The organism is Streptantibioticus silvisoli (assembly GCF_027947535.2).
GTDB classification, from domain to species: Bacteria; Actinomycetota; Actinomycetes; order Streptomycetales; family Streptomycetaceae; genus Streptantibioticus_C; species Streptantibioticus_C silvisoli.
Window position 1 is genome coordinate 1 of sequence record NZ_JAAGKO020000076.1, and the last position, 21,848, is coordinate 21,848.

17 protein-coding genes are annotated in these 21,848 nt (G+C 73.6%); 6 read left to right on the forward strand and 11 right to left on the reverse strand.

From position 1 onward, the window contains the following. Window positions 1-95 precede the first annotated feature (95 nt). The gene (locus POF43_RS31365) at window positions 96-830 is read right to left on the reverse strand and encodes a maleylpyruvate isomerase N-terminal domain-containing protein (protein ID WP_282704884.1); all 735 of its coding nucleotides are present in this window, start codon (window positions 828-830) and stop codon (window positions 96-98) included. A gap of 455 nt (window positions 831-1,285) precedes the next feature. Between POF43_RS31365 and POF43_RS31370 the strand changes: the two genes are divergently transcribed. The 4 genes from POF43_RS31370 to POF43_RS31385 all read left to right on the forward strand — a co-directional run bounded on the left by POF43_RS31370 (window position 1,286) and on the right by POF43_RS31385 (window position 6,330). Continuing rightward, on the forward strand, window positions 1,286-2,725 hold the full coding sequence (locus POF43_RS31370) for a phytoene desaturase family protein (RefSeq protein ID WP_271314756.1): 1,440 nt from the start codon (window positions 1,286-1,288) through the stop codon (window positions 2,723-2,725). After that, entirely contained in the window at window positions 2,722-3,198 is a 477-nt protein-coding gene (locus tag POF43_RS31375) for an alkyl sulfatase C-terminal domain-containing protein (RefSeq protein ID WP_271314747.1), read from the forward strand. Before POF43_RS31370 ends, POF43_RS31375 begins: the two co-directional genes overlap by 4 nt. A 106-nt stretch (window positions 3,199-3,304) precedes the next feature. Then, the gene (locus tag POF43_RS31380; RefSeq protein WP_271323543.1) at window positions 3,305-5,128 is read left to right on the forward strand and encodes a gamma-glutamyltransferase family protein; all 1,824 of its coding nucleotides are present in this window, start codon (window positions 3,305-3,307) and stop codon (window positions 5,126-5,128) included. Between the two features lie 62 nt (window positions 5,129-5,190). Beyond that, complete coding sequence (locus tag POF43_RS31385; protein ID WP_271323542.1) at window positions 5,191-6,330, forward strand: glycerate kinase; 1,140 nt, start codon at window positions 5,191-5,193, stop codon at window positions 6,328-6,330. Between the two features lie 395 nt (window positions 6,331-6,725). Here POF43_RS31385 and pssA read toward each other — a convergent pair whose 3' ends face one another. From pssA to POF43_RS31435, 10 genes are all read right to left on the reverse strand, one after another. Beyond that, a complete protein-coding gene (pssA, locus tag POF43_RS31390; RefSeq protein ID WP_271314750.1) occupies window positions 6,726-7,577 on the reverse strand; it encodes a CDP-diacylglycerol--serine O-phosphatidyltransferase in 852 nt (283 codons plus the stop codon). Further along, a complete protein-coding gene (locus tag POF43_RS31395) occupies window positions 7,564-8,211 on the reverse strand; it encodes a phosphatidylserine decarboxylase (protein ID WP_271314751.1) in 648 nt (215 codons plus the stop codon). The genes pssA and POF43_RS31395 overlap by 14 nt, the downstream gene beginning before the upstream one ends. 167 nt (window positions 8,212-8,378) lie before the next feature. Next, on the reverse strand, window positions 8,379-9,590 hold the full coding sequence (locus POF43_RS31400; RefSeq protein ID WP_271314752.1) for an acyl-CoA dehydrogenase family protein: 1,212 nt from the start codon (window positions 9,588-9,590) through the stop codon (window positions 8,379-8,381). A 4-nt stretch (window positions 9,591-9,594) separates the two neighbouring features. After that, the gene (locus tag POF43_RS31405) at window positions 9,595-10,107 is read right to left on the reverse strand and encodes a MaoC family dehydratase (RefSeq protein ID WP_271323541.1); all 513 of its coding nucleotides are present in this window, start codon (window positions 10,105-10,107) and stop codon (window positions 9,595-9,597) included. A 1-nt stretch (window position 10,108) separates the two neighbouring features. Then, the gene (locus POF43_RS31410) at window positions 10,109-12,151 is read right to left on the reverse strand and encodes an ethylmalonyl-CoA mutase (protein ID WP_271314754.1); all 2,043 of its coding nucleotides are present in this window, start codon (window positions 12,149-12,151) and stop codon (window positions 10,109-10,111) included. Further along, window positions 12,151-13,488 carry a crotonyl-CoA carboxylase/reductase gene (ccrA, locus tag POF43_RS31415; RefSeq protein WP_271323540.1) on the reverse strand — a complete coding sequence of 446 codons (1,338 nt, stop codon included), beginning with the start codon at window positions 13,486-13,488 and terminating at the stop codon, window positions 12,151-12,153. The genes POF43_RS31410 and ccrA overlap by 1 nt, the downstream gene beginning before the upstream one ends. 1,089 nt (window positions 13,489-14,577) lie before the next feature. Then, window positions 14,578-15,369, reverse strand: a complete 792-nt coding sequence (locus POF43_RS31420; protein ID WP_372516171.1) for a TetR family transcriptional regulator — start codon at window positions 15,367-15,369, stop codon at window positions 14,578-14,580. Window positions 15,370-15,433: 64 nt separating this feature from the next. Continuing rightward, window positions 15,434-17,272, reverse strand: a complete 1,839-nt coding sequence (locus tag POF43_RS31425; RefSeq protein WP_271323207.1) for a 3-hydroxyacyl-CoA dehydrogenase family protein — start codon at window positions 17,270-17,272, stop codon at window positions 15,434-15,436. 930 nt (window positions 17,273-18,202) lie between these two features. Next, entirely contained in the window at window positions 18,203-18,748 is a 546-nt protein-coding gene (locus POF43_RS31430; RefSeq protein WP_271316813.1) for a GNAT family N-acetyltransferase, read from the reverse strand. A 15-nt stretch (window positions 18,749-18,763) separates the two neighbouring features. Next, window positions 18,764-19,897 carry an Rv2578c family radical SAM protein gene (locus POF43_RS31435; protein ID WP_271323208.1) on the reverse strand — a complete coding sequence of 378 codons (1,134 nt, stop codon included), beginning with the start codon at window positions 19,895-19,897 and terminating at the stop codon, window positions 18,764-18,766. 213 nt (window positions 19,898-20,110) lie between these two features. On the opposite strand from POF43_RS31435, the gene POF43_RS31440 reads away from it, so the two are divergent. Together POF43_RS31440 and POF43_RS31445 are read left to right on the forward strand one after the other, a co-directional pair. Further along, window positions 20,111-20,506: a YidB family protein gene (locus POF43_RS31440; protein WP_271316815.1), complete on the forward strand. Its 396-nt coding sequence runs from the start codon at window positions 20,111-20,113 to the stop codon at window positions 20,504-20,506. Window positions 20,507-21,220: 714 nt separating this feature from the next. Further along, on the forward strand, window positions 21,221-21,490 hold the full coding sequence (locus POF43_RS31445) for a hypothetical protein (RefSeq protein WP_271323209.1): 270 nt from the start codon (window positions 21,221-21,223) through the stop codon (window positions 21,488-21,490). Window positions 21,491-21,848: the final 358 nt, after the last annotated feature.

Sequence of the window (21,848 nt, forward strand, 5' to 3'; positions counted from 1 at the left end):
GGGGGGGGGGGTGGGGGGGGGGGGGGGGGGGGGGGCTTCGAGGCTTCGAGGTGAGGGGGACGGGGGTCTCGGCCGGACGCCCCCGTCCGGTTCGGCTACGAGCCGGGCCGGTCCTCCTCCAGTGGTGCGCCGTGCCAGCGCCAGCCGCCGGTGCGGCGCGGCCGGTCCGGCAGGCCGGCGCGACCGGTGGCCCACAGCAGCGTGGGCCAGGGCTGCGCGGTGACCGCTACTTCCGGGAAGAGCCGGGCCAGCGCCCGCGCGCACAGCCCGGCCGGCGGTTCCCACCGCAGGCCCAGGCCCTCGGCCAGGTCGTGCGCGTGCACCAGGGTCTCCACGACGCCCATCGCCGCGAACCCCTCCGGGTCCGACGTGCCGAAGACGTGGTGACCGCGCCGGTCCGCGGGCGTCGTGCGCACCATCGACACCAGCAACGCGCCGCTGGCCTCCAGCACCTGGACCAGCCCGCCGGCCCCGGCCTCCCGTTTCGCGTGCACGGTGTTCGCCGGCCCGCCCGGCCGCCGGCTCTCCGCCACGACCGGCACGTAACGGTCCAACGGCCCCGTGCGCAGCCCGAGTTGGGCCGCGTAGGCGAACAGGTCGTCGCTGAGGTGTTCCACCGTCTCCCAGCAGTCCCACTCCAGCGACCCGGCCCGCCCCGCCCACGCGCCCTCCGGCACCCCCGCCAGCAGCCGCACCGCCAGCCCCACCGCGAGGTCGACGTCGTCCGCCGTGACCGGGCTCCTGGCACCGGCGGCGGGAACGGACACCGGTGAGGCGTCCGAGGAGGGCGAGGCGTTCGAGGCGGGCGGGACGGACGAGGGGGAGGACATGGCGGCCACGGTACCGGCGGGCCGACGGGGGCGGTGCGGCGTCGGAGGGGAGAGGAGCGGTGCCGGCCGGGGCCGGCACGGGAGGGAGCGCGGGAGGAAGGGGGACGCCGGCGATCGCTGGGCCACCGATGCGATGACGTGCCGGTGCGGCGGTGCGGCGGTGCGGCGGTGCGGCGGTGCGGCGGTGCGGTGGTGCGGTGGTGTCTCCGGTGCGGTGACGCGTCCGGATCGGTGGGTGCCCGGTGTGGTGATATGCCGATCCGGCCACCCGCCGATCCGCCAGTACGAAAGACCGCCCCCTGCGCCAGGGAAGACCTCCCCCTGCCGCAGGAAAGACCACCCCCCGCCCCCGGCGAGAACCTCCCCCGCCAACCACCCTCCTCCCCTGTCGCGTTGGTCATGATCGACGGGTCCGTGCGGCGGGGCGGGCCGGGATCTGGCACGGTGGGGGTGTGATGACGCGGGCGACGGATGTCGTGGTGATCGGGGCCGGGCCGAACGGGCTGACGGCGGCGGTGGAGCTGGCCGGGGCCGGGCTGGGCGTGGAGGTCTACGAGGCCGCGCGGACGGTGGGCGGCGGGGCGCGGACCGAGGAGCTGACGCTGCCGGGCTTCCGGCACGACCCGTGCTCCACCGCCCACCCGTTCGGCGCCGGTTCCCCGGTCTTCAACTCGTTGCCGCTGGCCGCGCACGGTCTGGAGTGGGTGCACCCCGACCTGCCGATGGCGCACCCGTTCCCGGACGGCACCGCCGCCGTGCTGTCCCGCGACGTCAACGAGACCGCCGCGTCGTTCGGCGCCCGGGACGCCGCCCTGTACCGGCGGCTGGTCCGGCCGTTCACCGGCCGCTGGTCCGAGCTGGCGGTCGACCTGCTGCGCCCGCAGTGGTCCGGGCTGCCGCGCCACCCCGCGCTGTACGCCCGCTTCGGTACGGTCGCCGGGCTGCCGGTGCGGGCGCTGGCGCACCGCTTCCAGGCCGACAAGGCGCGCGGGCTGTTCGCCGGCGCCGCCGCCCACCTGGTGGGACCGCTCGGCGGCCTGGTCACCGCGGGCGGCGCGCTGGCCTTCCTGCTCGCCGGGCACGACGTCGGCTGGCCCTTCGCCCGCGGCGGCTCCCAGGCCGTCTCCGACGCGCTCGCCGCCGTCCTGACCGAACGCGGCGGCGTCATCCGTACCGGCGTCACCGTCACCTCGCTGGCCCAGCTGCCGCCCGCCCGCGCCTACGTCTTCGACACCTCCCCGACCGCGCTGGCCCGCATCGCCGGCGTCAGGGGCGCCGACCGCGGCGTGCGGTACGGGCCGGCGGCGTTCAAGATCGACTACGCGCTGGACGGCCCGGTGCCGTGGACCGCCCCGCAGGCCGCCCGCGCCGGCACCGTGCACCTGGGCGCGACCTTCGAGGAGGTCGGCGCCTCGCTCAAGGCGGTCACCGAGGGCCGCCCCGCCGACGTGCCGTTCGTGCTGACCGCGCAGCCCAGCGCCTTCGACCCGTCCCGCGCCCCCGAGGGCAAGCACGTCTTCTGGGCCTACTGCCACGTGCCCAACGGCTGGAGCGGCGACGCCACCGGCGCCCTGGAGCGGCAGATCGAGCGCTTCGCGCCCGGCTTCACCGACCGCGTCCTGGCCCGCGCCGTCAGCGGCCCCGCCGAACTCGCCGCCCGCAACGCCAACTACGTCGGCGGCGACATCGCCTGCGGTTCGGCCGCCGGACTGCGGGCCCTCATCCGCCCCAAGCTGCGCCGGGTGCCGTACACCACCAGCGATCCCGCGGTCTTCCTGTGCTCCGCCGCCACCCCGCCGGGCCCCGGCGTGCACGGCATGTCCGGCCACCACGCCGCCCGCGCGGTGCTGGCCCGGCTGCGCGCCGGGGACGCCGGTCCGGCCGGCCGGTCATGACCAGTGCCGAGCTGGCCGCGGCGCTGGAGGACGGCAGCCTCGACCTGGCGGCCGTCCCGCCCGCCGAGTTCGCCCGCATCGTCCGGGACGTGCCGCAGCGCGAGGCGGCGGTCTTCATGGCCGGACCGCACCGCGGCCGGGTGCTCGACGAGCTGTTCCGGCGGATGGCGGTCCTGCTGCGGCCCGAGGCGGTCGGCGACCGGGAGGTCCTGCTGCGCTGGCGGATCACCGCGCCGGGCGGCGGCCACGACACGTTCGAGACCGCCATCGCCGGCGGCGTGCTGACCGTCACCGCGCACCGCACCGAACGCGCGCCGCGGCTGACGCTGACCATGGCGGCGCCCGAGCTGCTGCGGCTGGCCGCCGGCCTCGCCTCCGGGCCGGCGCTGTTCCTGACCCGGCGGCTGTCGGCACGCGGTGATCTGCTGGTCGCCGCGGCCCTCACCCGCTGGTTCGACCTGCCGCGCGGCTGACCGCAGGCGCCCCGACCGCCCTTGACGGGGGCGCGGGCGGGGCCGCACGCTGCCAGAGGTCCCGGCCAAAGCCAGGCGTGCGCGTCGCGAGACAGGAGCGGCCTTCGTGTTCACCACCCGTCCCACCCTCCAGGGCACCTTCGGCATGGTGTCCTCCACCCACTGGCTCGCCTCCCAGTCCGCGATGGCCGTCCTGGAGGACGGCGGCAACGCCTTCGACGCCGCCGTGGCCGCCGCCTTCGTGCTGCACGTCGTCGAACCGCACCTGAACGGTCCCGGCGGCGAGGTCCCGGCGCTCTTCGCCACGGCCGGCGGCGAGGTGCGGGTGCTGGCCGGGCAGGGACCGGCGCCGGCCGCCGCCACCATCGGCCACTACACCGGCCTCGGCCTGAACCTGGTGCCCGGCACCGGCCCGCTGGCCGCCGCGGTCCCCGGCGCGTTCGACGCCTGGATGCTGCTGCTGCGCGACCACGGCACCCGTTCGCCCGGCGAGGTCCTCAAGTACGCCATCGGATACGCCGAATCGGGCCACCCGCTGCTGGACCGGGTCGGCACCACCATCGGCACCGTCCAGCAGCTGTTCACCGAGGAGTGGACCTCCTCCGCCGAGGTCTACCTGCCCGGCGGCCAACCCCCGGCCCCCGGCAGCCTGTTCACCAACCCGGCGCTGGCCCGCACCTGGCGCCGGGTGCTGAAGGAGGCCGAGGCGGCCGGCGGCAGCCGCGAGCAGCGCATCGACGGCGCCCGCCGCGCCTGGCGCGAGGGCTTCGTCGCCGAGGCACTGGCCGGCTTCGCCGCCCGGCCCGCCCTCGACACCTCCGGCCGCCGCAACGCCGGCGTGCTCACCGGCGACGACCTGGCCGGCTGGAGCGCGCACTACGAGCGGCCCGCGACCTACGACTGGAACGGCTGGACCGTCGCCAAGGCCGGCCCGTGGAGCCAGGGCCCCACCTTCCTCCAGCAGTTGTCGCTGCTGCCCGACAGCCTCGGCCGCGGCGACCTGGCCCCCGGCAGCGGCGAGTACGTGCACGCGCTGGTGGAGGGCGCCAAGCTCGCCTTCGCCGACCGGGAGGCCTGGTACGGCGACGCCGCCGAGGTGCCGCTCGACGACCTGCTCGCCCCCGCCTACGCGGCCGAACGCCGCTGGCTGGTCGGCGGCGCGGCCTCCAGGGAACTGCGCCCCGGCAGCCCCGGCGGCCGCAAGCCGGTGCTGCCGCAGGCCGTGCTGCGCGCCGCCGCCGGCGAGTCGCTGACCGGGCCGGCCGACGGTGACGGGCTGGCCGCCGCCGGGGCGGGCGAGCCGACCGTCGCCCGGGACGGCGCCACCCGCGGCGACACCTGCCACCTCGACGTCGTCGACCGCTGGGGCAACATGATCGCCGCCACCCCCAGCGGCGGCTGGCTCCAGTCCAACCCGGTGGTGCCCGAACTCGGCTTCCCGCTCGGCACCCGCCTGCAGATGGCCTGGCTGGAGCCCGGCCTGCCCAACTCCCTGACCCCGGGCCGCCGTCCGCGCACCACGCTCAGCCCGTCGCTGGCGCTGCGCGGCGGCCGGCCGGTCATGGCCTTCGGCACCCCCGGCGGTGACCAGCAGGACCAGTGGAGCTTCCACTTCTTCCTCGCCGCCGCCCTCGCCTCCCCGGTCCGCGGCGGCCTCGACCTCCAGGGCGCCATCGACGCGCCCAACTGGCACACGGACGCCTTCCCCTCCTCCTTCCACCCGCGCGCCATGGAGCCCGGCAGCCTCACGGTGGAGTCCCGGCTCGGTGAGTACGCCGTCGCCGAACTGCGGCACCGCGGCCACGACGTCACCGTCGCCGACGCCTGGAGCGAGGGCCGGATGTGCGCGGTGGCCCGCGACCCGGACACCGGTGTGCTGTCGGCCGGCGCCAACCCGCGCGGCATGCAGGGCTACGCCGTCGGCCGCTGACCTGCCCCGGTGCCGTCCGGGTGGTCCGGGTAGCCTCGGGCGGACACGTCCAGGGAGTGCCAGTGGAACCAACGCGCGTGCTGATCGCCGCGGACAAGTTCAAGGGGTCGCTCACCGCGGCCGAGGTGGCCGCGCACGTCACCGCCGGCCTGCGCGGCGTGCTGCCCGGCCTGCCGGTGGTGTCGCTGCCGGTGGCCGACGGCGGCGACGGCACCGTGGCGGCCGCGGTGGCGGCCGGCTTCACCCGGCGCACCGCCGAGGTCGCCGGCCCGCTGGGCACCCCGGTCACCGCCGGGTACGCGCTGCGCGACGACGTCGCCGTCATCGAGATGGCCGAGGCGTCCGGACTGCGCCACCTGCCGCCCGGCGTGTTCGCACCGCTGACCGCCTCCACCCGCGGCACCGGCGAACTGCTGCGCGCCGCGCTCGACGCCGGGGCCCGTACCGTCGTGCTCGGGGTCGGCGGCAGCGCGGGCACCGACGGCGGCGCGGGCCTGCTGGCCGCACTGGGCGCGGTGTTCACCGGCGCGGACGGCACCGCGGTGGCGGACGGCGGCGGCGCGCTGGCGGGCCTGGCGTCGGCCGATCTGACCGGGCTGGACCCGCGGCTGGCCGGCACCGCGATCGTGCTGGCCGGCGACGTCGACAACCCGCTGTGCGGCCCGACCGGCGCCGCCGAGGTCTACGGACCGCAGAAGGGCGCCGGCCCGCGGGACGTCGCCGTGCTCGACGCGGCACTCGGGCGGTACGCGGAGGTGCTGGCGGCCGCGGTGGGTCCGCGTGCCGTCGCGGCGGCCCACGCCGCCGGGGCGGGCGCGGCGGGCGGTCTCGGCTACGGGGCGCTGGTCGGCCTCGGCGCCGTCTTCCGGCCCGGCGTGGAGGTCATGCTGGAGCTGCTGGGCTTCGACGCGGCGCTGGAGGGCGCCGGTCTCGTCATCACCGGGGAGGGCTCGCTGGACGCCCAGACCCTGCACGGCAAGGCCCCCGCCGGGGTCGCCGCCGCCGCACGGGCCCGCTCGCTGCCGGTGGTCGCCGTCTGCGGCCGGCTGCTGCTGTCCGACGAGGAGCTGGCCGCCGCCGGCATCCGGGCCGCGTACCCGTTGACCGCGCTGGAGCCCGACCCGGCCCGCTGCATGGCCCAGGCCGGCCCCCTGCTGCGGCGAGCCGCCGCCACGATCGCCCGCGACCACCTGACCGGCTGACCCGCCCCGGCCCCGGAGCCGGACGGCTGACCCGGTCCACGCCCGGCTCCGGAGGGGCCGCTGACGTCAGCCATGGGGGAGGCGGCCGAGGCCGGCACCGGAGAGGTCGCTGACGCGAGCCCCGGGGAAGCGGCTGACGGCAACCATGGGGAGAGGCCGCTGACGTCGGCCGCAGGAGAAGCCGCTGACGCGAGCCACCCGAACCCGCTGGAGTCGGTCACCGGGGTCACCCCCCAACCCGCTGACGTCGGTCCACCCGAGAAGCGGCTGACGTCGGCCGCCCCAGAACACGCCGACGTCGGCCCCGCGGAAGACGCCGGCGGCCATACCGTCGCACGATGCGAAAAGGCCCCGGGAGGATGGTCCTCCCGGGGCCCCTGCGTGTCGTCGAAGACCTACGGCAACTGGCCGGCGCGGGCCTCGCGGCGGTTGTCGCGGATCATGTTGACCCGGCGGAACGTGGCGAACAGCGGGATGACCGCGGCGGCCACGACCTGGAGGGCGGCTCCGGTCTGCAGCAGCAGCTGCGCGCCGGGGAAGTCGGCGGCCCAGGAGGCCAGGCAGCCCATGCTGATGAAGATCCAGCACAGCGTGACGATGGCCAGGCGGCCGCGCGGCTTGGGGTACTCCACCCGGCTGACCATCAGCCACGCCACGCCGATGATGATGGCGAGCGTCGGCAGGAACGGCAGCTGGAGCAGGGTGGCCGACACGATGGTCAGCGCGCCCATCGGGCTCGGCATGCCCTGGAAGACGCCGTCGCGCACCGTCGTGCAGGAGAAGCGGGCCAGCCGCAGGACCACCGCGAGGACCACCACGATCGCGGCCACCGCGGAGACGTGCTGGTGACCGTCGTCGGCGACCATGCCCCACACGACCACGAAGTACGCCGGGGCCAGGCCGAAGCTGATCAGGTCGGAGAGGTTGTCCAGCTCCGCGCCCATCGCCGAGCTGCGCAGCTTGCGCGCGACGAGACCGTCGAACAGGTCGAAGACCGAGGCCAGCAGCATCAGCATCACCGCCGTGGCGGCGCTGTGCCGGGTCATGCCGCCGTCGGTCTGGCCCATCAGGTGCGGGACCAGCACGCCGGTGGTGGTGAAGTAGACCGCCATGAAGCCGCAGGTCGCGTTGCCGAGGGTCAGCGTGTCGGCTATCGACAGCCGCGTCGACAGCGGCATGTCGTCGGTCGCCTCTTCTTCGAGGTCCGCGACCCAGTCGGTCTTGGTATCGGGATCAAGCACGGTCAAGGCGAGTCACCCCTGCCTGTGTGGGCTGGCCGACCTCGACGTCGGCCTCGATGCCTTCCGGCAGGTAGACGTCGACCCGCGAGCCGAACCGGATCAGCCCGATCCGCTCGCCCTGCTCGACCTTGCTGCCCTGCGGAATGTAAGGCACGATACGCCGGGCCACCGCTCCGGCGATCTGCACCATCTCGACGTCGCCCACCTCGGTGTCGAAGTGCCAGACGACGCGCTCGTTGTTCTCGCTCTCCTTGTTGAACGCCGGTACGTACCCGCCGGGGATGTGCTCGACGGAGCGCACCGTGCCCGCCAGCGGGGCGCGGTTGACGTGGACGTTCAACGGGCTCATGAAGATCGCGACGCGGGTACGGCCGTCCTTCCACGGCATGATGCTCTGCACCACGCCGTCGGCGGGCGAGATGACCCGGCCGGAGGTGATCTCACGCTCCGGGTCCCGGAAGAACCACAGCATGCCCGCCGCGAGGGCGGTGGTCGGTACGGCCACCGCCGCCCAGCGTCCGGAGCGGCGGGCACGGGTCAGACTCACCGCGGCGGCGGCGACGGTCGGCAGGAGCCACGGCGACGCTCCACGCGCGAGGCGGACACGGCCGCGAGGTGCAGAGGATGAGCTGTGGGGCATGGATGACCTTCGTAGCGGAGGATGCCGCATAGAAACGGGGACGGCGGCTTTTCACGATGGTACTGGTAGCGGCTGGCAACTCGGCAAGCGCAAGAGCGAGTCGATGGCTGGTTACCGATGACTCGGCGTGACCTCCGCAGGAAGAAAATCCTCACAAATCAGGACATTCAGCCCTGGATTCGGTACTCCTCCAGCAGTCGCCGTCCGATGATCATCTTCTGGATCTCGGCGGTTCCCTCGCCGATCAGCAGCATCGGCGCCTCCCGGTACAGGCGTTCGATCTCGTATTCCTTCGAGAACCCGTAACCGCCGTGGATACGGAACGCGTCCTCCACGACCTCCTTGCAGTACTCGGCGGCGAGGTATTTCGCCATCCCCGCCTCCAGGTCGTTGCGTTGGCCGGAATCCTTCTTGCGCGCCGCGTTGATCATCATCTGGTGGGCGGCCTCGACCTTGGTGGCCATCTCGGCCAGCTTGAACTGGATCGCCTGGTGCTGCGCGATCGGCTTGCCGAAGGTCTCGCGCTGCTGCGCGTACGACACGCCGAGTTCGAAGGCGCGCCGCGCCACGCCGCAGCCGCGTGCCGCCACATTGACGCGGCCCACCTCGACGCCGTCCATCATCTGGTAGAAGCCGCGGCCGGTCGCGCCGCCCAGCACCCGGTCGGCGGGCACCCGCACGTCCTGGAGCACCAACTCCGTGGTGTCGACCCCCTTGTAGCCCATCTTGTCGATCTTCCCCGGCACGGTCAGGCCGGGCACCTTCTCGTTCGGCCCGAAGCCCGGCTCCTTCTCGATCAGGAACGTGGTCATCGACCGGTGCGCCGGCGCGTCCTGCGGCTGCCCCTCGTCGGTGCGGCACAGCACCGCCACCAGGTTCGACGTGCCGCCGTTGGTCAGCCACATCTTCTGGCCGTTGATCACGTAGTCCGCGCCGTCGGCCACCGCCTTGGTGCGGATCGCCGAGACGTCGGAGCCGAGCCCCGGCTCCGACATGGAGAACGCGCCGCGCACCTCGCCGGCCGCCATCCGGGGCAGGAAGTACTCGCGCTGCTCCTGGGTGCCGTGCTGCTTGAGCATGTACGCCACGATGAAGTGCGTGTTGATGATGCCCGACACGCTCATCCAGCCGCGGGCGATCTCCTCCACGCACAGCGCGTACGTCAGCAGCGACTCGCCCAGGCCGCCGTACTCCTCGGGGATCATCAGCCCGAAGACGCCCAGCTCCTTCAGGCCCTCGACGATCTGCGTCGGGTACTCGTCGCGGTGTTCCAGTTCGGTGGCCACCGGCAGGATCTCCCGGTCCACGAAATCCCGTACGGTCGACAGGATCTCCTGCTGGACGTCCGTCAGTCCGTCGGTCTGCTGCAAGCGGCTCATCGGATCACTTCTCCTGTGCGGGCGACTGCGGGCGGCCGGGCTGCTCGCCGCCGCGCTCCTTGACGTAGGTGGCGGTCGGCACCATCACCTTGCGGCGGAAGACGCACACCAGCGTCCCGTCCTGGTTGTGACCGCGGGTCTCCACCGTGACGATGCCCCGGTCGTCGCGCGACTTCGACTCGCGCTTGTCCAGCACGGTCGTCTCGCCGTAGATCGTGTCGCCGTGGAAGGTCGGCGCCACGTGCCGCAGCGACTCCACCTCCAGGTTGGCGATCGCCTTGCCCGACACGTCCGGCACCGACATGCCCAGCAGCAGCGAGTAGACGTAGTTGCCGACCACCACGTTCCGGCCGAAGTCGGTCGTTTGCTCCGCGTAGTTGGCGTCCAGGTGCAGCGGATGGTGGTTCATGGTCAGCAGGCAGAAGAGATGATCGTCATATTCCGTGACGGTCTTTCCGGGCCAGTGCTTGTAGACGGCACCGATCTCGAACTCCTCGTACGTGCGGCCGAACTGCATCTCAGACCTCCAGGTCGTGGGCCCGGCGGATCTCGTCGGTGATCCGCCCGATCATCTCGGTGATGCCGAAGTCCTTCGGCGTGAAGACGGCCGCCACGCCCGCCGCCCGCAACGCCGTGGCATCCGCGCCGGGAATGATCCCACCGACCACCACCGGAACGTCGTCGATCCCGGCGCGTCGCAGCCGGCGCAGCACGTCGGGCACCAGCCGGCCGTGCGATCCGGACAGGATCGACAGCCCCACGCAGTGCACGTCCTCCGCCACCGCGGCCGCCACGATCTCCTCCGGGGTCAGCCGGATGCCCTGGTAGACCACCTCGAACCCGGCGTCCCGGGCCCGTACCGCGATCTGCTCGGCGCCGTTGGAGTGCCCGTCGAGCCCCGGCTTGCCGACCAGCAGCCGCAGCTTGCCGACCCCCAGCGCGGCGGCGGTGCCGGCCACCTTCTCCCGTACCGACGCCAGCGGCCCGCCGTCCTGCGGTGCGACGGCCACCGGCGCGCCGCCCACCCCGGTCGGGGCGCGGAACTCGCCGAAGACGTCGCGCAGCGCGAACGACCACTCCCCGGTGGTCACCCCGGCCCGTACGCAGCCCAAGGTGGCGGCCATCAGGTTCTCGTCGGTGGCCGCGACCGCCTTGAGCGCTTCCAGGGCGGCCTTGGCGCGCGCCTCGTCCCGGTCGGCCCGCCACACGCCCAGCGCCTCGGTCACCCGCGCCTCGCCCGCCGGGTCGACGGTCTGGATCGCGCCGTCCAGGTCGGCGGTGAGCGGGCTGGGCTCGGTCGACTCGTAGCTGTTGACGCCGACGACCTTCTCCTGCCCGGACTCGATCCGGGCGCGGCGCAGGGCGTGCGAGGCGACCAGCTGCGACTTGAGGTAGCCGGACTCGACGGCCGGGATCACCCCGCCCATCTCCTGGACCCGCTCGATCTCCCGCAGCGCCTCGTCGGTGATCTCGGCGACCTTGGCCTCCACCACCTCGCTGCCGCGGAAGATGTCGTCGTACTCCAGCAGGTCGCTCTCGTGCGCCAGCACCTGCTGGATGCGCAGGCTCCACTGCTGGTCCCACGGCCGCGGCAGCCCCAGCGCCTCGTTCCAGGCCGGCAGCTGCACCGCGCGGGCCCGGGCGTCCTTGCTGAGGGTGACGGCCAGCATCTCCAGCACGATGCGCTGCACGTTGTTCTCCGGCTGCGCTTCGGTCAGCCCGAGCGAGTTGACCTGCACCCCGTAGCGGAACCGCCGCTGCCGGGGGTCGTCGATGCCGTAGCGCTCACGGGTGATGCGGTCCCAGATGCCGGTGAACGCCCGCATCTTGCACATCTCCTCGACGAACCGCACTCCGGCGTTGACGAAGAACGAGACGCGGCCGACGACCTCGCCCATCCGCTCGGGCGGCACCTGGCCGCGGTCGCGGACGGTGTCGAGGACGGCGATCGCGGTGGACATCGCGTAGGCGATCTCCTGCACCGGCGTGGCGCCGGCCTCCTGGAGGTGGTAGCTGCAGATGTTGACCGGGTTCCACTTGGGCATCCGGGCCACGGTGTACGCGATCATGTCGGTGGTCAGCCGCAGCGACGGGCCGGGCGGGAAGATGTGCGTGCCGCGCGAGAGGTACTCCTTGACGATGTCGTTCTGCGTCGTCCCGGTCAGCGCGGCGACGTCGGCGCCCTGCTCCTCGGCGACCACTTCGTAGAGCGCCAGCAGCCACATGGCGGTGGCGTTGATGGTCATCGAGGTGTTCATCTTCTCCAGCGGGATGTCCTCGAACAGCCGCCGCATGTCACCGAGATGGGTCACCGGTACCCCGACCCGGCCGACCTCGCCGCGGGCCAGCACGTGGTCGGGGTCGTATCCGGTCTGCGTCGGCAGGTCGAACGCCACCGACAGGCCGGTCTGCCCCTTGGCGAGGTTGCGCCGGTACAGCTCGTTGGACGCCTCGGCGGTGGAGTGGCCGGCGTACGTCCGCATCAGCCAGGGCCGGTCCTTGGCACGGGCCGCGCCGGACGATGGGGGCTGCGGCGCGTCGTCCCGCGGTTCGGCGGCCATCAGGCGTTCCGGAAGCGGTTGATGGCGGGAAGGTGCTTCTCGCGCGTCTCGGGGTCGGTGACGCCCATGCCCTCCTGTGGGGCGAGCGCGAGGACGCCGACCTTGCCCTGGTGCAGGTTGCGGTGCACGTCGTAGGCGGCCTGGCCGGTCTCCTCCAGCCGGTAGGTCTTCGACAGCGTCGGGTGGATCTTGCCCTTGGCGATCAGGCGGTTGGCCTCCCACGCCTCGCGGTAGTTGGCGAAGTGCGATCCGACGATCCGCTTGAGCGACATCCACAGGTACCGGTTGTCGTACTCGTGGGTGTAGCCGGAGGTGGAGGCGCAGGTGACGATGGTGCCGCCCTTGCGGGTGACGTAGACGCTGGCGCCGAACGTCTCGCGGCCCGGGTGCTCGAAGACGATGTCGACGTCCTCGCCACCGGTCAGCTCGCGGATGCGCTTGCCGAACCGCTTCCACTCCCGGGGGTCCTGGTGGTGCTCGTCCTTCCAGAACCGGAAGTCCTCGGCGGTGCGGTCGATGATGGCCTCGGCGCCCATCGCCCGGCAGATCTCCGCCTTCTTGGGGCTGGAGACCACGCAGACCGGGTTGGCGCCGCCGGCCAGCGCGAACTGGGTGGCGTACGAGCCGAGGCCGCCGCTGGCACCCCAGATCAGCACGTTGTCGCCCTGCTTCATGCCGGCGCCGTTGCGGGAGACCAGTTGCCGGTAGGCGGTGGAGTTGACCAGGCCCGGCGCGGCGGCCTCCTCCCAGCTGAGGTGCTTGGGCTTGGGCATCAGCTGGTTGGACTTCACCAGCGCGATCTCCGCCAGGCCGCCGAAGTTGGTCTCGAACCCCCAGATGCGCTGCTCCGGGTCGAGCATCGTGTCGTTGTGGCCGTCGGCGGACTCCAGTTCCACCGACAGGCAGTGCGCCACCACCTGGTCGCCGGGCTTCCACATGTTGACGCCGGCCCCGGTGCGCAGCACGACGCCGGCCAGGTCGGACCCGATGACGTGGTACGGCAGGTCGTGGCGCTTACCGAGCGGCGACGTCTTCCCGTAGCGCTCCAGGAAGGCGAAGGTCGACACCGGCTCGAAGATCGAGGTCCACACCGAGTTGTAGTTGACCGAACTGGCCATGACGGCCACCAGGGCCTCACCCGGCCCGAGTTCGGGCACCGCGACGTCGTCGAGGTGCAGCGACTTGCGCGGGTCCTTCTCCTGGCTGGTCCGGCCGGCGAACATCTCCGCCTCGTCCTTGTGCACGGTCACGGCACGGTAGGACTCGGGCAGCGGCAGGGCCGCGAAATCGGCGGTCGTGCTCTCCGGTGCGAGGATCGCGTCGAGGATGTCGTTCACTGGGGCCTCCGGCGAAGCGTTGTGCGGACGCTGAGGCGTTCTCACGGGCGCCGGTTCCTGGGGACGCCAGCGGAACGCCGGGGGGTCTGGGGGTCGCCGTCGGTTCGGCGGGTGGTGCGGGTCGCGGCGGTGCCGCGGGGCTGCACGAACGCGCGGTGGCGCGGGAAGTGCCTGTGACGCAGGCATCCGGACGCTGGGGGACAGCCGGCGCGCGCGCCCTGGGGTACGCGTCGCCCGTTCGGACTGCTTCCACTGTATGGCACGCGGTGCCAGTCGTAAAGACACTCCGTGCCATAAATTTTCGACGGCTGTCACCTGCGCGCAACACGGGGGGTGCCGGCGGCGGGGGTTGGGTTGCACGAGTGTGCGCGGGGTGGGGCGGGGTGCACGGGCGTGCGGCGGGTGCGGCGGGTGCGGCGGGCGTGCGGCGGGGTGTGCGGGCGTGCGGCGGGGTGCACGGTGCCGGAGGGGAGGTGGCACGGGGTGCCGGGCCCTGGGCGGGCGGCCGGTGCGGGGGAGGCGTTGGACGGTGGGGTGGGCGGTGCGCCGGGGTCGGCGGAGCGGCGGGGCCGGGGGAATGGCTGGCGGGGGAGGGCGGGCATCCGGAGAGGTGCCGGGCGGCCGGTTGGCGACCGGCGGAGGGCGGCAGACGTCCGGCGGGGTGCGGGAGGTGCGTCGGCCGGACCGGGGGTGCCAGGGGCACCGGGCTCGGATCGCCCGGGGCAGACCTGTGCCGGGCCGGGCCCGCTTGCCGGGGTCGGGATCGCCAGGCCGGCCGGGTGCCGGGCGGTGCATCGGCCGGACCGGGGACGCCCAAGCTGAAGCCGCCGGGGGCTGGTCACCGGGGTCGGACCGCCCGGGCCGGATCTGGCGCCGGGCGTTGCGTCGGCTGGACCGGGAGCGCCCAACCTGAAGCCGTTGGAGCCCGCTTGCCGGGGTCGGGATCGCCCAAGCCGGATCTGGTGCCGGGCGGCCGCGTCGGATCACCCGCGTCGGATCACCCGCGTCGGCTCACCCGCGTCAGACCGTCCGCGCCGGATCACCGGCACCGGATCACCCGCGCCCGATCATCCCCGCCGAACCCCCCCGTCAGATCCCCTTCAGGGCGCGTTCCACCGCGCGGGCGACCTCGGCGGGGGAGGCGTCGGTGCGGGTCACGGTCACGATCACCTCGGCGCCGCGGCCGTCGGCGGGCTTCTCACCGGTCCCGGCGGGGGCCTCCTCCTGCGGGGCGCCGACCCGCATGCCGGTGCTGAACGTCGCCCGGATCACCTCGAAGGCGTGGTCGAGCTGCGCCTCGACGTCGCCCTTGCCGCCGGCCCGCAGCCAGCGCCGCAGCACGTGGTTGTGGGCGGCGACCACCGCGGAGGCGGCCACCTCCGCCAGCAGCGGATCGTCGTCGCCGAACCGGTGCGCCGACTCGTCGATGTGGCCCAGCAGATACCGGGTGAACAGCCGGTCGTAGCGGGCCACCGAGGCGATCTCGTGCTCGCGCAGCGCGGGCACCTCGCGGGTCAGCCGGTAGCGCTCGACCGAGTCGCGCGGCGACTCGGCGTACATCCGCAGCACCTCGGTGATACCGCGGCACACCGTGTCCAGCGGGTGTTCGGCCGGGTCCGGGCTGTCCAGCACCGTCTGCACCCGCACCAGCGTGTCGTCGTGGTCGGGGAAGATCGCCTCTTCCTTGGACCGGAAATGCCGGAAGAAGGTGCGCCGGGCCACCCCGGCCGCCGCCGCGATCTCGTCGACCGTGGTCCCCTCGTACCCCTTGGTGGCGAACAGACGCATCGCCGCCGCGGACAGGTCCTGGCGGACGCGGTGCCGCTGGGCGGTGGTGCGGGTGGCGGGACGCGCTTGGGGCATGGGGGGAACGTACTGCATTTCCCGGGGCGGTGCGGCCCGCGTCGCGGACCCGGCCGGGCCGCCGCCCCGCCCCGAACGCCGCTCAGGACCGGGCGTATTCACGAAATCCGCGCCCGGTCTTGCGACCCAGGCATCCGGCGGCCACCAGGTGCTCCAGCAGCGGCGCCGGCGCCAGCCCCGGGTCGCGGAACTCCCGGTGCAGCACCCGCTCGATCGCCAGCGACACGTCGAGGCCGACGACGTCGAGCAGTTCGAACGGCCCCATCGGGTAACCGCCGCCCAGTTTCATCGCGGTGTCCACGTCGTCCACGCTCGCGTAGTGCTCCTGCACCATCTTCACCGCGTTGTTGAGGTACGGGAACAGCAGCGCGTTGACGATGAACCCGGCCCGGTCGCCGCAGTCCACCGGGTGTTTGCGCAGCGTCGCGCACAACTGCCGCACGGTGGCCACCACATCGTCCGAGGTCAGCACGGTGCGCACCACCTCGACCAGCTTCATCGCGGGCGCCGGGTTGAAGAAGTGCATCCCGATCACGTCGGCCGGCCGCCCGGTCGCCGCCGCGATCTCCACCACCGGCAGCGAGGACGTGGTCGTCGCCAGCACCGCGCCCGGCCGGCACACCTTGTCGAAGGCGGCGAACATCTGCTGCTTGAGGCCGATGTCCTCCGCGATCGCCTCGACGGCGAGGTCCACCTCGGCGAACGCGTCCAGCGTCCCGGCCGGGGTGATCCGTTCCAGCACCGCGTCCCGGTCGGCCTGCGACAGCCGTCCGCGCGCGACCGACCGGTCCAGCGACCGGCCCAGGCGGCCCACCGCGGCCTGCGCCTTCTGCTCGCTGCGGGCCGCCAGCACCACCGGGTAACCGGCCTTGGCGAAGACCTCCGCGATCCCGGTGGCCATGGTGCCCGAGCCCGCCACGCCCACCGACCGCACCGGCCGGGTCGCCGCCCCGCCGCCGTCCGCCGCCGGGGTCGACGGGTCCGGCACCACGGTCGCGCTGCCCGGCGACTCGTAGCTGTAGAACCCGCGGCCCGCCTTGCGCCCGGTCAGCCCGGCGGCGGCCAGGTGGCCCAGGATCGGCGCCGGCGCGTGCAACCGGTCGTGCGAGGCGGCGTACATCGCCTCCAGCACGGTACGGGCGGTGTCGACGCCGACCAGGTCCAGCAGCGCCAGCGGCCCCATCGGCAGGCCGCAGCCCAGCCGCATCGCCGCGTCGATGTCCTCGCGGGTGGCGTACCGGGCCTCGTACATCGCCGCCGCCTGGTTGAGGTACCCGAACAGCAGGCCGTCCGCGATGAACCCCGGCCGGTCGCCGACCGGCACCGCCTCCTTGCCCAGCGCGGCCACCAGGTCGGTCACCGCACGGGTCGCCTCCGGCGCGGTCAGCACCGTGGAGACCACCTCGACCAGCCGCATCGCCTGGGCCGGCGCGAAGAAGTGCAGCCCCAGCACCCGCTCCGGACGCGCGGTCTCGGCCGCCAGCCGGGTCACCGACAGCGCGTTGGTGCCGGTCGCCAGGATCGCCTCGGGCCGCACGATCGCGTCCAGCGCGGTGATCACGTCCCGCTTGAGTTCGTACGACTCCGGGACGACCTCGATGACCAGGTCCGCGTCGGCGGCCGCCCGCAGGTCGGCGAAGACCCGGAACCGGGCGAGCGCGTCGGTCCGCTCGGCCTCGGTGAGCCGGCCGCGTTCCACCGCGCGGCCGGTGGAACGCTCCAGCGCGGCCCCGGCGGCGGCAGCCGCGGCCTCGCCCACCTCGACGCCGACCACCTCGTGGCCGGCCCGGACCAGCACTTCGGCGATCCCGGCACCCATCGTGCCCAGGCCGACGACGGCGACGGTACGCAGCGGTTCGCGGGACGGCGTCCCGGGGGACCGCGGGGACTGCGGGGATGCGGAGGTGGACGAACGGTCCATCACGGACTCCAGGGGAGCGGCCCTCGCGGGGCGTGACGACTGGGACGGGTGCACTGCGGTACGGGTGCGCTTGCGGGCGCACGGGTGTGCCGCGGTACGGGTGTGCCGCGGTGGAGCGGCGCACGGGTGCGCTGCGGTAACGGCGGCGTAGCGATGGCGGCGGCGTGGCGAGGCCGGCGGCGTTGCGGCGTCCACGGGTCGGCGGTGCCGTCGAGGTCGGCGGTGCCGATGAGCCGGCGGTGCCCACGGTGCGGCGGTGCCGCCGTGATGGCGGTACCGACGGGGTGCGGGCCGCTGGCGTGGCGGTGCTGACGACGTGGCGGTGCTGACGACGCGGTGCCGGGTGGACGCCGGTGCGAACGCATGACGGTGCCGGGGAATCGGCGGTGCCGTGGGTTCGCAAGCCGGGCGGAGCCGGTGTACCGGGGGGCACGAGCGCGGGTTCGGGGCGCGGCGGCCTGCGCTGAGCGTGCCGGGGCCGGCGGCGCGGGCGGAGCCGGGCCGCGACGGCGTACGGTGCGCGGGCGCCGGAACGCCCGCTCGGGATGGCCGGCCCTGTCCCGGGGCCGGACCTGGCGGCTGCCGAACCGACGGCGAACCGCGTTGCGCTGAACTGCTGTCGAACGGTGTCACATGAGCGATGTCACGCGGACGGCTGCGTCACCAGGCCGCCACGTGGCGGGGTCCGGTCCGCCGCGATCGGCGCCGGCTGGACCCGTTCCCCTAAGGTAACCCGCCGGTAACTTTCGCGCCAGACCTCCGCTACTGTGATCTGCGCCGCGTTCAGATGAGCGGATCGCGCCCGCGCGGAAGCCGCCCTGCGGCGCCCCGCCGACCGGGTGTCGCGGGCCCGGCGCACACCGGGTGCCGGGCGCCGTGGGCCGGCGGCGCACCGTTGTCAGGGTGTCGCTGGACCGCGGCGCACCGCTGTCAGGCGGTCTCCTGCCCCGCGAGCCGCAGCATGTACCGCACTTCGGGCACGGCGACGCCGTCGACGGTGAACGGCTCCCGCCCGCCGTCCGGGGCGAACCCGGCGCGTTCGTAGAACCGGCGGGCGCGGGCGTTGCCCTCCAGGACCCACACCCGCAGCGCGGGGAAGCCCTGCGCGGTGGCCCGGCGGATCGCGTCGACGATCAGCGTGCGGCCGACGCCGCGGCCGATGCTGGCGGGGCGCAGGTAGATGGCGAACAGCTCGCCGTCGTCGTCGAACGCGCCGCCGTCGGTCTCGTCCAGCCGGTACGGCCCCACGCACGACCAGCCGACGACCGTGCCGTCCTCGTCCTCGGCGACCACGTCCTCGACCCGCGGGTCCGGGTACTCCAGGCGGGCGCGCAGCCGCTCGGCGTCCGTGTCGGGGTCCATCCGGTCCAGGTAGGAGCGCGGCACCAGGTCCTGGTAGGCGAACTGCCAGCCGCTCACCCGCACCTCGGCCACCGCCGGGATGTCCGCCTCCGTCATCAGCCGTATCCGCGTCATGCGCGGCAGGCTACGTCACAGCAGGGTGAGCTGCGTCGGGGCGAGCCGCGCCGTGCTGCGTGCGCCGCCGTCGGGCGCCGCCTCCCGCCGCTCGCCGTCCGCCGGGCATCCCGGCGTCCCGTCCGTTCCGCTCGCTGTGTCCGGTGCGTCCATTCCGTCCGTCGCCCGCGCCGGCCGGGGGCGTTCCAGGCGCCGGGCGGCGCCCTGCCGGGTCGGGCCCATGCCGAACTCGGCCGCGAACTCGTGCACCTGGCGGGTCACCCGCCGCTGGTACCAGGTCGGCGCGTAGGAGCCGCCGGCGTACATCTCTTCGTACCGGCGCACCAGGTGCGGATGCCGGCGGGCCAGCCACGCCATGTACCACTCGCGGGCGCCGGGGCGCAGGTGCAGTACGAGCGGGGTGACGGAGGTGGCGCCGGCCGCGGCGATGGCGCGCACCGTCTCGCGCAGCTGCTCCGGCGTGTCGGACAGGAACGGCAGCACCGGCGCCATCAGCACCCCGCACGCGATGCCGTGCGCGGTGAGCGTCCGGCAGACCTCCAGCCGTTTCAGCGGCGCCGGGGTGCCGGGCTCCACGTCGCGCCACAGCGTGGTGTCGGTGAACCCGACCGACACGGCGGTCGCCACCTCGGTCACCCGGGCCGCCTGCTCCAGCAGGGGCAGGTCGCGCAGGATCAGCGACCCCTTCGTCAGGATGGAGAACGGGTTGGCCCGGTCCCGCAGCGCCGCGATGATCCCGGGCATCAATTGGTACCGACCTTCCGCCCGCTGGTAGCAGTCGACGTTCGTGCCCATCGCGACGTGCTCACCCCGCCAGCGCGGCGCGGCCAGTTCACGGCGCAGCAGGTCGGCCGCGTTGACCTTGACGATGATCTGCGAGTCGAAGTCCTGCCCGGTGTCGAGGTCGAGGTAGCTGTGCGTCTTGCGCGCGAAGCAGTACACACAGGCGTGGGAACAGCCCCGGTACGGGTTGACGGTCCACTCGAACGACATCTTCGACGTCCCCGGCACCCGGTTCAGGATCGACCGCGCCCGTATCTCGTGGAACGTGATCCCCCGGAACTCCGGCGTGTCGAACGTCCGCGTCACCGCCTCGGCGTCGAACAGGGCGGGCGTCGCGCCGACCGGTCCCAAGTTGTCCCAGCGCATCCGCTGCCTCCTGTCGCCCGGCGGGCTCTCCCGCTTCGCCCACAATAGAACATTCGAGCGAATTATGTTCGGGCGGTTTTCGAGCACTTCGCCGCGCCGCGCGGGACAGGGCCGAACGGGTTACCTTCGGATGGAGTGCGCGCGTGCCGAACGCCCACGGGATCCGCGGTCGTTCGCCGGGCCGCGCGTCGGCGCGAGGACGAGGAGCGGGCCATGGCGGACACAGATCTCGGACGGCGACTGTCCGGACTGATCGGCGAGGAAAGCGGCGGTGGCGGCGGGCCGCTGCTGGGGTCGCTGATCGGCGCCCTCGGCAGCGGCGGCGGCCAGTCGGTCACCGGGCTGGTCCAGCAGCTCAGGGAGGGCGGCCTCGGCGACGCGGTCGGCTCCTGGGTCGGCACCGGCCCCAATCGCACCGTCAGCGGCCCGGACGTCGCGCAGGCGCTGCCCTACCAGACGCTCGACCACGCCGCCCACGAGTCCGGCCTCACCCCCGAACAGGCCGCCGACCGCATCGCCGGCGTCCTCCCCCAGGCCGTCGACCGCCTCACCCCCGACGGCACGATCCCCGCCGGCACGCTGGACGAGGTGATCCGCGAGGGGAGGTAGGGGCGGTTTTGCCGCGGGTCGCGGGTTGCGGGTTGCGGGGAACCTACGCCGCGCTGTACTGGGCCCACCAGCAAGGCGGGGTGCGGCTCGTGGCCAACCAGGTCCAGCAACGGGTGAAGAACGCGGTGGCGGCGGCTAAGGCGTATCCGATCCGGCCGAACGTAGCCAGGCAGTCAGCGCCGCCTGGACGGCCGAGCCTGAAGCGGTCATGCCCATGCAGCGAGTCGAAACGAAGAACGAGCGCAGTGGGGTGCTGGACCGAAGCCCAGACCCGGTGGAGGCGGCGCTGCAACTGCTGAATACGGCGCGCAGGCTGTCGAGAGCGCCACGGAGGACGAGGTTGCGAGCAAGGCTCGCAGCCCCGAGGCGGCCCAGCGACAGCAGGACGCTATTCGCCGCATCGGTCGAATTCTCACCAAGGTGAAGGTCGACGCCGACGCTGACGCAGTTGTGGATGCCGAACTCGTTGAGGGCTGATGATCCCAACGGTTGAGCGGGACTTCCCCAATTGGGGAAGTCCCCTGCTTCCAGCGGGGGCAGGCCCCGCACCCGGTGACCGGGCAAGCCGGGTGTCCTGTCGTCCGCCCTGTCATCAGTCCTGTTGTTGGTCCTGTCGCCGAACCGCTCTGCACTGGGGTGCAACACGGTTGACCTGCAATAACACGGTCAAAAACCGGCCGAACCCCTACCTGAATCCCGCAGAGGACTGCTGGAATGTCGCCCGCCGTAGCCGTCGTTCTTAGCCACCCCACCTACGTGGACCTCACCGTCGGCACATGGCTGCCGGAACGCCGGAAGAAGATCGTGGAATCGGTCCGGGCCTGGCCGGCGAGCATTCCACTGCTGTTCACCGAGCACATCACCGTGGCAGGCCACGGTCCCCTGGCCAGGGTCTGGCTGCGAGCCGGCGTCACGGGCGCGTTCTCCCTCACCCAGGCCCTGGATCCGAGTCCGGGGCCGGAACGTGACCCGTTCCAAGCATGAGTCCATCGTTCCGTTCCAGGCTCCGGATGGTGGAAGCACCTGGAATCCACCGGCTGGAACCGGGGCGGCCTGGGTCGTCGGCGCGAGCGGGCGGTGCGCAAGGTGTCGCGGCTGATCGTGAGGGAGGCCGGGCGGGCAGTGGGAGAAGCTGCCGCTGGCCCGGGTCGAGGAGTGGGTCGGCGTGGGACGGACGACAGCCAGCGACTGCGTAGCGCGCCGGCGGAACCAGCATTGGGGTCTGGCGTCTGCCGATGCCTCGGGCACCGGCACGGCGGACGTGCCGGCCGCCGGGGCGGGGCCCGCGCGGCTTGTCCGGGAGCGGCTGGATTGCCAGCCACGCCAGCCCTGCTGCGACCTG

Excerpts from the sequence above, each read along its gene's own strand:
- POF43_RS31420 (WP_372516171.1), bottom strand. The coding sequence starts at position 15,369 with ATGCAGTACGTTCCCCCCATGCCCCAAGCGCGTCCCGCCACCCGCACC.
- POF43_RS31400 (WP_271314752.1), bottom strand. The coding sequence starts at position 9,590 with ATGAGCCGCTTGCAGCAGACCGACGGACTGACGGACGTCCAGCAGGAG.
- POF43_RS31395 (WP_271314751.1), bottom strand. The coding sequence starts at position 8,211 with ATGCCCCACAGCTCATCCTCTGCACCTCGCGGCCGTGTCCGCCTCGCG.
- POF43_RS31365 (WP_282704884.1), bottom strand. The coding sequence starts at position 830 with ATGTCCTCCCCCTCGTCCGTCCCGCCCGCCTCGAACGCCTCGCCCTCC.
- POF43_RS31430 (WP_271316813.1), bottom strand. The coding sequence starts at position 18,748 with ATGACGCGGATACGGCTGATGACGGAGGCGGACATCCCGGCGGTGGCC.
- POF43_RS31440 (WP_271316815.1), top strand. The coding sequence starts at position 20,111 with ATGGCGGACACAGATCTCGGACGGCGACTGTCCGGACTGATCGGCGAG.
- POF43_RS31375 (WP_271314747.1), top strand. The coding sequence starts at position 2,722 with ATGACCAGTGCCGAGCTGGCCGCGGCGCTGGAGGACGGCAGCCTCGAC.
- POF43_RS31425 (WP_271323207.1), bottom strand. The coding sequence starts at position 17,272 with ATGGACCGTTCGTCCACCTCCGCATCCCCGCAGTCCCCGCGGTCCCCC.
- POF43_RS31445 (WP_271323209.1), top strand. The coding sequence starts at position 21,221 with ATGTCGCCCGCCGTAGCCGTCGTTCTTAGCCACCCCACCTACGTGGAC.
- POF43_RS31435 (WP_271323208.1), bottom strand. The coding sequence starts at position 19,897 with ATGCGCTGGGACAACTTGGGACCGGTCGGCGCGACGCCCGCCCTGTTC.
- POF43_RS31410 (WP_271314754.1), bottom strand. The coding sequence starts at position 12,151 with ATGGCCGCCGAACCGCGGGACGACGCGCCGCAGCCCCCATCGTCCGGC.
- POF43_RS31370 (WP_271314756.1), top strand. The coding sequence starts at position 1,286 with ATGACGCGGGCGACGGATGTCGTGGTGATCGGGGCCGGGCCGAACGGG.
- POF43_RS31405 (WP_271323541.1), bottom strand. The coding sequence starts at position 10,107 with ATGCAGTTCGGCCGCACGTACGAGGAGTTCGAGATCGGTGCCGTCTAC.